Here is a 12,087-nt window from a genome sequence, read left to right on the forward strand (position 1 = left end):
TTGCCGTGGTGACCACTAATCGTCTGGTACTCTCTGGCACAGTGTGCAAGACACCGGTTCGAAAAGTAAGTCCTTCTGGTATTCCGCATTGTCAATTTGTGCTTGAGCACCGATCAACACAGCAGGAAGCCGGATTTAGCCGACAAACATGGTGCAGAATGCCCATCGTTGTTAGCGGGCAAAAGTCACAAGCATTAACTCACAGTATAACGGTCGGCAGTCAGTTAACCGTTGAAGGCTTCATTAGCTGCCATCAAGGCCGCAATGGGCTGAACAAATTGGTTCTGCATGCCGAGCAGATTGAATTTATAGATTCTGGAGACTAGCCAAATGGCACGTTATTTCCGTCGTCGCAAGTTCTGCCGTTTTACCGCGGAAGGCGTTGTAGAGATTGATTATAAAGATATCGCTACGCTGAAAAACTATGTTACCGAAAGTGGTAAAATTGTCCCGAGCCGTATTACCGGTACTCGCGCAAAATACCAGCGTCAGCTCGCCCGTTGTATCAAGCGCGCACGCTACCTGTCTTTGTTGCCGTACACTGATCGTCATCAGTAATCGGCCACTGTCCATTAACGACTTTGAGAGGATAAGGTAATGCAAGTTATTCTGCTTGATAAAGTAGCAAACCTGGGCAGCCTGGGTGACCAAGTGAATGTTAAAGCGGGCTACGCTCGTAACTTCTTGGTTCCACAGGGTAAAGCTGTTCCGGCAACAAAGAAAAACGTTGAGTTCTTTGAAGCACGCCGTGCAGAATTAGAAGCCAAATTAGTTGGCGTTCTGGCTGCTGCACAAGCTCGTGCAACCAAAATTAACGAACTGGTCAGTGTCACTATCGCTTCTAAAGCAGGCGATGAAGGCAAACTGTTCGGCTCTATCGGTACTCGCGACATCGCTGATGCAGTTACTGCAGCTGGCGTTGACGTGGCCAAGAGCGAAGTTCGTCTGCCGAATGGCGTTCTGCGTACTACAGGTGAGCATGAAGTTCACTTCCAGGTACACAGCGACGTGTTTGCGCAACTGAACGTAGTAGTGGTTCCAGAAGCGTAAGTTACGTAGCTGTAACCTGCTAAAACGCCAGCCTCGTGCTGGCGTTTTGCTTTTTAATGATTGGCAATGCGGCCATCTGTCGGTTTAATCTGGTGCTAAAATATCAAATCTACATTCCTCGGCAGCTACGCCAGAACACTGATAGATTTCAAGAAAGGGATTTTGTTGGTAGACCCAAAGTGGTTGTTCGCTGATTGATACCCGCCAGGTCTTATTACCGTAGAACATATCTATCTGCTTACCTTGCGCCTGCAAGTTATAGGTACACTTCTGAAACATGCCTTGCCCAACGACGTTATTTTTTTCACTATCGATGATTATCAGCGCTTCACTAAAATTTTTAATTGAACCGTTTGATGGAACCACTCCTTGCAGCGTGCCAATCCACTCTTCATTGCCCGCCGCGGGTGCGGTATAGACACCACCAACCTGTTTAATGGTATTAACCGCCGGGCAGTGCAACTGAGCTACAGTGCCAAATGACGTGAAGAGCAGCAAGAAAGGTAATTTATACGTCATAACTATTCCCTCTGTTTATGTATGTGGCTATAGGGGGACGGTGTTAATCCCCGAAACCAACCTAGTGCGGCAGAGAGAACGCGACAATATCAAAGAAAATAAGGAGGTAGATAGGAATGGCGACAACGGACTGTGGTTAGTGCTCTCGACGGTAGCTGCCATCACTCTGCCGGGTAAACAGCACTTCTGCACGGCTGGTCGTTTCAATCGCTAATGCGGCAACCCCGCCTTGAGCATCCAGCATGATTTTAACTTCTTGCCCAGCTTGCAGATTACTCAGTGGTTTATCGCTGCCTTCAACCTGAGCCATCGCAAAGACTTCATTAACTGGCAGGTTGTTGTCACGGAACAGTTGTGCCAATGTCTTCCCAGACTGAACTTGATAGCTCTGCCAGTTGCTTTGTGCAGATGAAGGCGGTGTCTCGGGTATTACTGGCCTTACCACCGTTGGCGGTGGCGGAGCATCAGTATTACCCTGTAATTGGGCCTGTAACGGTACGCTGGTAGGTTGTGCGTTAACCGGGAAGGAAAGGTCGGTGTTATCGCGGGAAGCGGGCCACAGCAGTGCCAGCAACAAGACTGTCGTGGCGATAATCACCCAGCGGCGATGGAAGAGGGGCAATGGCTCCATCCACTGAAAACTGTCCGGCAGATGCCAGATTTTCAGCAGCAACTTGTTGATTGCTTTTTCCTGCACCGGTGTGGCGACAGTTTCTGCTACATCGTCAGGGGCTGCAAGATGTTCAGAGGCGCTGACGTCGGATATCAGATTTTGATCATCACTGTTTTTCGCATCTGGCAAGACCTTCTGCCTGATAGTCAGCCAGGTATGGAGCAATGGCTGATAAATCCGGTTGTTCTTTCTTCTCCTGGGCGCGATTCTGCCCATGATGACCTCTCTTCAACTACGTAAAACAACATAAACAATAAGATGGGTGGTGAACCCTATAGGCTTCTAAGTATATACCTTTATCGCCGTCATCTTTCAAACGGTCGTTGTGTTGGCCGCGTTCCAATCTGCTTTTGGCCAATTTACTGTTCGCTTGCTGCCATTGTTTCTTTTTCTTCGACAAAAGTCATCATTCACGATGCAAGATTTTACCACGCTCCCCTGCTGCTGTTATGCTTGCAACTTCGATTTGATGAATGACTAAAGGAAAATCCATGACAACCCCTTCTTTTGATAGCGTTGAAGCGCAAGCGAGCTACGGGATTGGTTTACAGATCGGGCAGCAATTACAAGAATCCGGTCTGGAAGGTTTATTGCCAGAAGCACTGTTGGCAGGTTTGCGTGACGCGATGGAAGGGAATACACCGACTGTCCCTGTTGATGTGATACATCGTGCGCTGCAAGAAGTCCACGAAAAGGCAGATAAAGTCCGTGTTGAGCGCCAGCAGGCGTTGGTAGAAGAAGGGAAAACCTTCCTGGAAGAGAATGCCAAGCGCGATGACGTGACGACCACTGAGTCTGGCTTGCAGTTCTCTGTATTGCAGGCGGGTGATGGCCCGATCCCGTCCCGTCAGGATCGTGTGCGCGTGCATTACACTGGTCGTCTGGTTGATGGCACGGTGTTTGATAGCTCGGTTGAACGTGGTCAGCCGGCTGAATTCCCGGTCAGCGGTGTTATTCCGGGCTGGATTGAAGCGCTGGCTATGATGCCAGTGGGTTCTAAATGGAAGTTGTGCATCCCGCACAACCTGGCCTACGGCGAGCGTGGTGCGGGTGCAACTATCCCACCATTCAGTGCATTGATGTTTGAAGTGGAACTGCTGGAAATTCTGTAATTTCTGAGCGCAATGACATAAAAAAGGGCGATATCATGTCGCCCTTTGGTCTTTATTGAGCTGGTAAATAATCCACGATTAAGTTATTCACCATCCAGTGCGCGGGGAAACAGCAAGTTATTCTCTAGATGAATATGTTCCATCAGGTCAGTGATGAATTCATTGATACCGGTGTAAAGTGCTCGCCAGGTATTACAGGCACCCTCTGGCGGCGTCATATTTTGTGTTAGGTGTTTAACCACTTCCAATTGTTGCCCGACCGCATCGTGCTCAGCTTCCATCACAAATATTGGCCCACTGGCCTGTGACCCCATACCGCGTTTGATCATCGGGAACAGAATCTGCTCTTCTTTGTACATATGCTGGGTTAGTTCTTCTAAAATTGCCGTCAGTTCGGCTGCCAATCCACGGGGACATGCGGCTTTCTCGCCATGAACGCGTTCAACCTTTTCCGCCATTAGAATCAATTCTGGTAGCTGTTCACGGTGGCGGTTGTGATAGCGGCTGATAATAAAATCGATGATATTTGCCAGCGGTTGTTGTTGCCAATCTTCAGAGGGTAGCGGCTCGGTTTGTAATGCACTCAGTTGTGCCTCCAGCGTATCAATATCCAGATTCAGCTTAGTGGCTGCCCGTAACAGCGTTTGCTTGCCACCACAGCAGAAATCCAACTGGTGATGGCGAAATAATTTTGTTGCCCGTGGAATAGCGATAGCCAAAGCCCCCAGAGACTGATTGCGGTAATCCATGCTGACACCTCATTGAGTAATTGAAATTCCAATAAGATGCATATTAAATGCATGTTATGGTTTGCGATATAGCTCTAAAGAGGTAGGTGAATGATGACAGCGCTCGTTGAAGCGCTGTTGCCAGAGGTTAATAACAAAGCTGCTGATAGCTCAGTGAGTGAAGGGTTTACCGCACCTGGGGCACTCCGGTGGCTCACGCCACTACGACCCCAACGGCACGATTCCCCTTCATTTAACTTTGTCAGCAGCAACAGCGTAGCGCTGTTGCCAGAGGTTATTTCTTCTGTAAATCAATTTGATACACTTTGAAACCTATCTCATCAGTACCCATTGCCTTCATCGGATATTGTGCTTTTTGCTGAATAAATTCAGTGGCTTTGGCACTTGGTGAGGTTTCAAAACGGATATCCAACGGGTGTTTGCTGCTGACAGCCGCCAGACGCCAATTATTGTCAGCCTGCGGAGTGACCTGCCCGTGTTTCTTGGTTTCAGCACTGATATAAGCAGACAGCACCGCTCGGTTTTCATCCGGTGAAGCGAAGGCGATATGGCTATCACCGGTGCCAGCGAATTTACCGCTATAAGCGCGGTAGTTATTGGTGGCAATCAGGAAGGTGGCTTTCGGATCAATTGGTTTGCCGTTGAAGGTCAGGTTTTTAATACGTTCGGCTTTATCATTAATCAGCGCGCACTCGCCGTCATAACGGGCCGGTTGGCTGACATCAATTTCATATTTCACACCATCAATGACATCAAAATTATAAGTGCGGAAACCGTCCCAGTTAATCAGCGATTGCGGTTTGCTGCTGTTCACATCAATTTGATTAAATTGTGCGGCGGAGCATTCCAGCCACTGTTTAACATCCGCGCCACTGGCTTTCACCACCACCAAGGTATTGGGGTAAAGGTACAGATCAGCGGCGTTACGGAAGGTCAGTTCACCTTTTTCCACTTCGACAAAACTGGCAGGATCATTTTTACGACCACCAGCTTTAAATGGTGCAGCGGCAGAAAGTACCGGTAAATCGGCCAAGTCAGGATCGCCCTGAATAAAGTGTTCGGTATAGGAGCGCTGTGCGTTATTGACGATCTGCACGGTGGGATCATCTTGGATCAGCGCCAGATAACTGTACATATTATCCGATGCTTTGCCGATCGGTTGGCTGACAAAATCACGAGTACCTTGGTGATCTGCCGCCAGCACTTTTACTAAATCTGCATTCTCGGCTGCCAGTGACTTTTGGGTGATTTTATCAAAGATTGGGCGCGCCTCGGCTTTAGCCTGAGTCACCTGCCATGCGCCTTTATCATTATTCAGCACAAAATCCACCACACCCAAATGGTCACCCCACTGGCCTGGCATCACGGCCGGAATGCCGTTTAATGTGCCCTGAGCGATATCTGCACCTTTAATGGTGGCAAAATCTTTGCTGGGAAAGACGGCGTGAGCGTGGCCGAACATGATGGCATCAATACCTGGCACTTGGCTGAGGTAATAAACCGAGTTTTCCGCCATCGTTTTATAAGGGTCACTGGAAAGGCCGGAGTGCGGAATGGCGACAACCAGGTCAGCCCCTTGTTTGCGCATCTCCGGTACCCACTTTTTGGCGGTTTCGGTGATATCGTTAACCGTCACTTTGCCGCTCAAGTTGGCTTTATCCCATATCATCACTTGTGGCGGGACAAAACCGATGTAACCAATGCGCAGGTTATGGGGTTTTCCGTCGCGATCTTTCACCGGTGTATCGACAATCAAATAGGGCTGAAACAACGGTTTACCGGTTTTGACATCGATCACGTTGGCGTTCACATAGGGGAACTTTGCACCGGCCAGTGATGTCTTCAGATAATCCAAACCATAGTTAAACTCATGATTACCGATGTTTCCGACCGTATAATCTAGTGTATTCATCGCCTTATAGACTGGGTGAATCTCACCGGCTTTTAGCCCTTTGGCGGCCATATAGTCACCCAACGGACTGCCTTGAATCAGGTCGCCATTATCCACCAACACGCTGTTAGTGGCTTGCTGGCGAGCCGCGTCAATCAGACTTGCGGTGCGGACTAAGCCGAACTTCTCGGTGGGCTTATCCTTGTAGTAATCAAAGTCCATCATATTGCTGTGCAGGTCGGTGGTTTCCAGTACGCGCAAATCAACAGTCGCGGCCTGCGCGGTTGAGGTCGCGGCAGCAATCAGGCTGGCAAGAAGGGATAACGTTAGCGGACGCGTGATCATGGCTTTCTCCATCTGATAAAAGCGATTCGAGATGTATCGCAAAAGAATATGTAATATTAATTAGTTGCTGCAACAAAGTGTGAAGTGTGGCAGAAAATCCAATGTGATAACGCGCAGAGGCTCACAGTTAGCACCGGTCAATCTCGCTGATTTAATTGAAAGTTATGATACTGCGGTGGCTATTCATGATGAAACTTATTAGTCTGCCAAACAGGGTTTAACGTCGAGATGATTAAATTTTATTTTGGTTTGCGTTCTAAACTGTATATAGAACGAGTAATACAATCATTAGCGAGTTAAACAACCACGATCAATAGTCGACATGGCACATAATACCAAGGGGTGGATAATGTTAGAGCAAATTTGCCAACTCGCCCGCGAGGCAGGCGTGGCGATTATGGCGGTCTATCAGGGGGAGCAACCTCTTGATATAGCGCATAAAAAGGATGACTCACCGGTGACGGCGGCTGATCTTGCCGCGCATCATATTATCAAAGCCGGATTAGCGGCATTAACACCTGATATTCCGCTGTTATCTGAAGAAGATCCGCCAGTATGGGCGGTACGTCAGCACTGGCAGCGTTACTGGTTGGTTGATCCGCTTGATGGTACGAAAGAGTTTCTCAACCGCAACGGTGAGTTTACCGTTAACATTGCGCTGATCGAGCAAGGTGTTCCGGTGCTGGGGGTAGTGTATACCCCAGTGACTGAAGTGATGTATAGCGCGCAAGGTGGCCAGGCGTGGAAAGAAGAGTGTGGCCGGCGGATGCAGATTCAGGTACGCGATGCACTCCCGCCGCTGGTGGTGGTGAGCCGCTCCCACAGCGATGCTGAACTGGAAGATTATCTGTCGCAACTGGGTGAGCATCAGACGGTGTCGGTGGGGTCATCACTTAAGTTTTGTCTGGTAGCCGAGGGGAAGGCACAATTATATCCCCGTTTCGGACCGACAAATGTCTGGGATACTGCGGCAGGACATGCCGTCGCCATTGCTGCCGGGGCTCATGTTCACGACTGGCAGGGAAAGCCGCTGGATTATACCCCGCGTGAATCTTTCCTGAACCCCGGTTTTAGAGTTTCCTTATTCTAGCGGCCCTACGGTGTTACAAGTTGGTGCAGTTGGTCGATGACCTGCTGCACCTCTGTGGCCGTCAGCGCACCCTCTTTGACAAATTTAACCTTTCCCTGTGGGTCCAGAACCACAATGGCAGAGCCTTTCTCGGCTAAACCCCACGCTTTTTTCACGTTACCGTCGCTGTCGACCACAAACTGCGACCACGGGAATTCACGTTTGCTGCTTTCAATACTGTTTCGCACGAACACCGCTGTCCCGATGATGGCGTCGTCAGTATTGACGATTGTCGTTGTTTGGTAACGTTCGTGTGGCAGATTGGCATGTTTGATGGCTTCAATCAGCGGCGCATTCAGCTCTTTTGCTAAGGTGCGGCCAGCGATATGTTGAATCACTCGCACTTTGCCAGGCAGCAGTGAGCTATTCCAGTTTTTATAGCTAAACTGATCAGTAGCCTTATCGTAATTCAATTCGCCTTTATCGCTGACACCTACTGGCGGTACGCGTTGGTTATTCTCAATCGAATGGGCGCAAACCAGTAAAGGCGTGAACAGTAATGAGAGCATAAGCAGGCTATTTTTTATCATGTGATGTCCTTGTGGAGAATGTAAGGCCTTATCCCCGAAAGCGGGTAAGTCACCCAATAATAGGTGCAGATCAGAGGTCTGTCCTGTTCGGTGAGCAGATTTATTTCTGGTAGTTACCAGAGGGTTATTCTGTAATTAAGTCTAATTTTTCTTTTGTTGTTCTGTAATCTTGTGTAAATACAGCATCTATCACTTATTTTGGCGGAACTTAAGCCTAGACTCTAGGTCTATTACTCTGCAATTATCTTACGTTACCTGTGATCTTGGTCGCGAATGCGCGCTAAAGGGGACGTAGTGGTGTTATGGGAGGAAAGTAAAACAATGAGGATCTTCCAGCGTTACAATCCGGCGAAAGTGGCGATGTATGTTAAAACGCTTTTCCGTGGGCGGTTGTATATCAAGGACATGGGGGCTTTTGAGTTCGACCAAGGCAAGATTTTGATCCCGAAAATTAAGGATAAACGTCACTTTGTGGTCATGTCAGAGGTCAATCGGCAGGTAATGCGTTTGCAAGCTGAAATGTAAAAAACTCACCCCGAACAAATTTAATTGCGGTCCCTATTTTGGGGCCGCTAATATTTTAAACGATCACTATGCCAGGGTGTCACCCCGCCGAAAATAAAACGACATGGCTGCTTACCTGTCAAGTTAACCTGTTTATGAATCTTCTTTTATAACGTGCTCTGTCGAGTAAATAGACGATAATTGGCGATGGTTTATAATTTTGTTTTTATTTTTAGTTGATTGCATATGTGTTTTTTATTCTATAAAAAATCTAACGTAACTCTATAGTTATGATGCTATCGTTTTATTTTTATTCAGGTTTTTTATTGTATAAAATCTTTAGACTTTTAAAAAACGCACTGCTATAGTCCGTCGTGAATCTTTATTTAGTTATTACAATACATACCATTAGTTATAATCTGTGTGATGTGTAATTATTGAAAAATATATGTTAATTAATTTGGTTTTCTAATTTACGAGAAAGATATAATCTCTATGACATATAATGTTAAAGCGGCCATTAATAATATAGTGAGTCTTTTCGCGACAATTCAGATTTCCTATCATTCCTCTGTATCTATAATTGGGGATCATAACTTAGTTGATGTTATTCTGATTGTAATATCCTTTTTTGGTTTTAGATCTATCGTTGGCTTTTTCCTTAATATGAAGAAATGGAAATAAAATATATTAATTACTTATTTATGGAGGATATATATGGAAGCGCTTAATTCAGTACAGGCTAATTTGGTGGCGGGGGGGGATGGTGCTCCCGCTACATTGCCTAATGCAGTAGGCACCGCCGCTATTGTGGGGGCGATTATGGGCATTCCCGCCGGGCCTATCGGTGTGATGGGCGGGGCTTTAGGTATGGGGATTGGCACCGCTATTGGTGCAACAGCATCGGTGGGTATCGCACCCGCAGGGGATGGGCTTCCTATGGGGATGGACCCCCGATGTGCTGACCGAGAATTTATTATGAATAACCATATGCTGTGCAATTAAATATCATTATTACGTCGGCAGGCGTTATGCGGAGAAAAACAGCGGCCCACCAGAAAAAGGGTGGGCCGCCAATGAGTTATATCATTACTGGTTCAAACCATCACTATGCATCACTGCTTTCATATGGCGCTTTTGGCAGAATCGGGGCAGGCAGGTCACTGAGTTTGGTTACCAGTAGCTGGTCTATCTTGTAGCTGTCGATATCCACGACTTCAAACTTGTAACCGGCATATTTAACGAAATCAGTCCGCTTCGGAATTTTACGCAGCATATACATCATAAAACCACCGATGGTTTCATAATTGCCTGACTGTGGGAACTCGTCGATATGCAACACGCGCATGACATCTTCAATCGGCGTGCCACCCTCAATCAGCCATGAGCTTTCATCGCGGGCGACAATTTGCTCTTCCTGCCCTTGACCGACCAAATCCCCCATCAGGGTGGTCATTACGTCATTCAGGGTGATTATACCAACCACTAAAGCATATTCGTTGAGGATAACAGCAAAGTCCTCACCGGCGGTTTTAAAGCTTTCCAGCGCCTCAGAGAGGGTTAGGGTATCTGGCACAATCAGGGCCGAGCGAATTTGCACACCGCTGCTCAAGACCAGGCTTTGATTACCGAGCACCCGGTTAAGCAAGTCCTTAGAGTCAACATAACCCACCACTTGATCGATATGGCCATCGCATACCAGGAATTTCGAATGTGGGTGGGTCGAAATCTTCTCTTTAATACTGTCTTCACTTTCCCGCAAATCGAAATAGATTACGCTTTCACGCGAGGTCATTGAGGAAGGAACGGTGCGTGACTCCAGTTCGAACACATTTTCAATCAATTCATGCTCTTGCTTACGAAGTACCCCAGCCAAGGCACCGGCTTCTACCACGGCATAGATATCATCTGAGGTGATGTCATCATTACGCACCATTGGTAGTTTAAATAAGCGGAAGATCAGATTTGCCATTCCATTGAAGAACCAAACTAACGGGCGGCAAATCATCAGGCAGAAGCGCATCGGGTTGACGATCCGCACGGCAACCGCCTCAGGTGAAATCATACCGATGCGTTTCGGGGTTAAGTCAGCAAACAAAATAAATAAGCTGGTCACCAACACGAACGAACAGATGAAACTCACTTGATCGGCAAGTTCCGGTGACATAACACGTTCAAAAACCAATTTGAACGAAGGAGAGAAGGCGGCATCACCGACAATACCCCCCAATATGGCAACAGCATTCAGGCCAATTTGTACCACGGTGAAGAATATTCCAGGGGTCTCTTGCAGCTTAAGAACCCGTAAGGCGTTGATATCGCCATCATCTGCCAAAATTTTTAGTTTAATTTTACGCGAAGCTGCCAATGAAATCTCTGATAACGAGAAGAAAGCGCTTACCGCGATTAAAAAAAGAATCAGTAAAATACTGTTTAACATAATCTGTCCGTGTCGTACCGACGACAGTGTCGGCGATCGTAAGGAAGGGCCATACTGTTTTTTAAATCTAGAATTCAAGAGAACGGCAGAAAGCCGTTTTCGAGCTGAGTGAACAGCCTGGATAGTATAACCTGTCTTACTTTAAGTTGCAGCGGTGTTAGTTACGTTGGTTGCTCTGCCCATCCACGCGCCTCTCCTTGGCCGCTGCCTACCCGTTACTCTAGCCAATCGGGGTACGCAGCAGCGATGCACGCGCCGCAAGTGTTACAAATTCGGCGGCATACAAACACCGATTCCACCTAAGCCACAATATCCATACGGGTTTTTATACAGATATTGCTGATGGTCATCTTCGGCATAGTAGAACGGCAGGGCTACAGCAATCTCACTGGTAATCACCCGCGGATCCCCCGCCTGTTCCATTGCCTGCTGGAACACATGCTTGCTCTCTGTGGCTTGCGCTTCCTGTTCTGGCGTTAAAACATAAATGGCTGAACGATATTGTGTGCCAACATCACCCCCCTGACGCATCCCTTGCGCGGGATCGTGATTTTCCCAGAAAACCTGCAATAGTTGCTTATAACCGATGATGGTCGGATCAAAAACCACGCGTACCGCCTCGGTGTGCCCGGTACGGCCACTACAGACTTCATGGTAGGTTGGGTTCGGTGTGTAACCGCCACAGTAGCCTGCGGCGGTGCTGTAGACGCCTGAGAGTTGCCAGAATAAGCGCTCGACACCCCAGAAGCAGCCCATTGCGACGATAGCCACTTCCATTCCTTCAGGGATATGGGTCATGGAATGACCATTCACCACATGGAGATTTGCCACTGGCATCGGGGTCACTCGCCCCGCTAAGGCATTAGCCGCATCAATGACGGCATTTTTGTCATAATTTTGCACCAAAATATTCTCCGATGTTTACAGTGGATATGCTATTTACAGTAAATCGATAACAGGATGTTTACAGTGAATCATCATAGACAGTTGTATCTGATTGCGAGTTTGCACACAATAAGACGTATTCTGCGTTAATGTAGCGGCTTAACGCGAAATTTTAGGATTAACAGGCTGAAATCGGCCGTTGAACACGGGATGACAGTTGATAGAAAATTGTGTGAATGATGCCACTTTTCTTCTACTCA

14 protein-coding genes are annotated in these 12,087 nt (G+C 47.6%); 7 read left to right on the top strand and 7 right to left on the bottom strand.

Annotation, left to right across the window (positions count from 1 at the left end; translation table 11 throughout):
• Nucleotides 1-5 precede the first annotated feature (5 nt).
• Genes priB through rplI form a run of 3 tightly spaced genes read left to right on the top strand, consistent with a single transcriptional unit; the run spans nucleotide 6 to nucleotide 1,050 of the window.
• Nucleotides 6-326, top strand: coding sequence for a primosomal replication protein N (priB, locus tag YALDO0001_RS03285; RefSeq protein WP_082039620.1), 321 nt, complete (start codon nucleotides 6-8; stop codon nucleotides 324-326).
• 4 nt (nucleotides 327-330) lie between these two features.
• On the top strand, nucleotides 331-558 hold the full coding sequence (gene rpsR / locus YALDO0001_RS03290; RefSeq protein ID WP_004392491.1) for a 30S ribosomal protein S18: 228 nt from the start codon (nucleotides 331-333) through the stop codon (nucleotides 556-558).
• A gap of 39 nt (nucleotides 559-597) precedes the next feature.
• Nucleotides 598-1,050: a 50S ribosomal protein L9 gene (gene rplI / locus YALDO0001_RS03295; RefSeq protein ID WP_004699845.1), complete on the top strand. Its 453-nt coding sequence runs from the start codon at nucleotides 598-600 to the stop codon at nucleotides 1,048-1,050.
• Nucleotides 1,051-1,134: 84 nt separating this feature from the next.
• On the opposite strand, the gene YALDO0001_RS03300 is transcribed toward rplI, so the two are convergent.
• Together YALDO0001_RS03300 and YALDO0001_RS03305 are read right to left on the bottom strand one after the other, a co-directional pair.
• Nucleotides 1,135-1,569, bottom strand: coding sequence for a DUF3757 domain-containing protein (locus tag YALDO0001_RS03300; RefSeq protein WP_004699847.1), 435 nt, complete (start codon nucleotides 1,567-1,569; stop codon nucleotides 1,135-1,137).
• Between the two features lie 136 nt (nucleotides 1,570-1,705).
• Nucleotides 1,706-2,458 carry a LysM-like peptidoglycan-binding domain-containing protein gene (locus YALDO0001_RS03305; RefSeq protein ID WP_042547613.1) on the bottom strand — a complete coding sequence of 251 codons (753 nt, stop codon included), beginning with the start codon at nucleotides 2,456-2,458 and terminating at the stop codon, nucleotides 1,706-1,708.
• A gap of 275 nt (nucleotides 2,459-2,733) precedes the next feature.
• Between YALDO0001_RS03305 and bamJ the strand changes: the two genes are divergently transcribed.
• Nucleotides 2,734-3,354 (top strand): BamJ family beta-barrel-assembly machinery protein, encoded by a 621-nt coding sequence (bamJ, locus tag YALDO0001_RS03310; RefSeq protein WP_042547614.1) that lies wholly within the window; start codon nucleotides 2,734-2,736, stop codon nucleotides 3,352-3,354.
• An 83-nt stretch (nucleotides 3,355-3,437) separates the two neighbouring features.
• Here the strand turns inward: bamJ and ytfE are convergent, their stop codons facing one another.
• Nucleotides 3,438-4,103 carry an iron-sulfur cluster repair protein YtfE gene (gene ytfE, locus YALDO0001_RS03315; protein ID WP_004699854.1) on the bottom strand — a complete coding sequence of 222 codons (666 nt, stop codon included), beginning with the start codon at nucleotides 4,101-4,103 and terminating at the stop codon, nucleotides 3,438-3,440.
• Between the two features lie 274 nt (nucleotides 4,104-4,377).
• Entirely contained in the window at nucleotides 4,378-6,351 is a 1,974-nt protein-coding gene (locus YALDO0001_RS03325) for a bifunctional 2',3'-cyclic-nucleotide 2'-phosphodiesterase/3'-nucleotidase (protein ID WP_004699855.1), read from the bottom strand.
• A 337-nt stretch (nucleotides 6,352-6,688) separates the two neighbouring features.
• Between YALDO0001_RS03325 and cysQ the strand changes: the two genes are divergently transcribed.
• The gene (gene cysQ / locus YALDO0001_RS03330; RefSeq protein WP_004699859.1) at nucleotides 6,689-7,429 is read left to right on the top strand and encodes a 3'(2'),5'-bisphosphate nucleotidase CysQ; all 741 of its coding nucleotides are present in this window, start codon (nucleotides 6,689-6,691) and stop codon (nucleotides 7,427-7,429) included.
• 5 nt (nucleotides 7,430-7,434) lie between these two features.
• Here cysQ and YALDO0001_RS03335 read toward each other — a convergent pair whose 3' ends face one another.
• Nucleotides 7,435-7,998 carry a YtfJ family protein gene (locus YALDO0001_RS03335; protein ID WP_004699861.1) on the bottom strand — a complete coding sequence of 188 codons (564 nt, stop codon included), beginning with the start codon at nucleotides 7,996-7,998 and terminating at the stop codon, nucleotides 7,435-7,437.
• 321 nt (nucleotides 7,999-8,319) lie between these two features.
• Between YALDO0001_RS03335 and YALDO0001_RS03340 the strand changes: the two genes are divergently transcribed.
• Both YALDO0001_RS03340 and YALDO0001_RS22500 read left to right on the top strand, forming a co-directional pair.
• The gene (locus tag YALDO0001_RS03340; protein WP_042839358.1) at nucleotides 8,320-8,523 is read left to right on the top strand and encodes a DUF1107 domain-containing protein; all 204 of its coding nucleotides are present in this window, start codon (nucleotides 8,320-8,322) and stop codon (nucleotides 8,521-8,523) included.
• 696 nt (nucleotides 8,524-9,219) lie between these two features.
• The gene (locus tag YALDO0001_RS22500) at nucleotides 9,220-9,507 is read left to right on the top strand and encodes a hypothetical protein (RefSeq protein ID WP_004699864.1); all 288 of its coding nucleotides are present in this window, start codon (nucleotides 9,220-9,222) and stop codon (nucleotides 9,505-9,507) included.
• Between the two features lie 103 nt (nucleotides 9,508-9,610).
• Here the strand turns inward: YALDO0001_RS22500 and paeA are convergent, their stop codons facing one another.
• Nucleotides 9,611-10,942, bottom strand: coding sequence for a polyamine export protein PaeA (gene paeA / locus YALDO0001_RS03350; protein WP_004699866.1), 1,332 nt, complete (start codon nucleotides 10,940-10,942; stop codon nucleotides 9,611-9,613).
• A 264-nt stretch (nucleotides 10,943-11,206) separates the two neighbouring features.
• On the bottom strand, nucleotides 11,207-11,845 hold the full coding sequence (gene msrA / locus YALDO0001_RS03355) for a peptide-methionine (S)-S-oxide reductase MsrA (protein ID WP_004699868.1): 639 nt from the start codon (nucleotides 11,843-11,845) through the stop codon (nucleotides 11,207-11,209).
• Nucleotides 11,846-12,087 lie beyond the last annotated feature (242 nt).

The sequence above is a fragment of the Yersinia aldovae ATCC 35236 genome, from assembly GCF_000173735.1.
In the GTDB taxonomy this organism is placed as follows: domain Bacteria; phylum Pseudomonadota; class Gammaproteobacteria; order Enterobacterales; family Enterobacteriaceae; genus Yersinia; species Yersinia aldovae.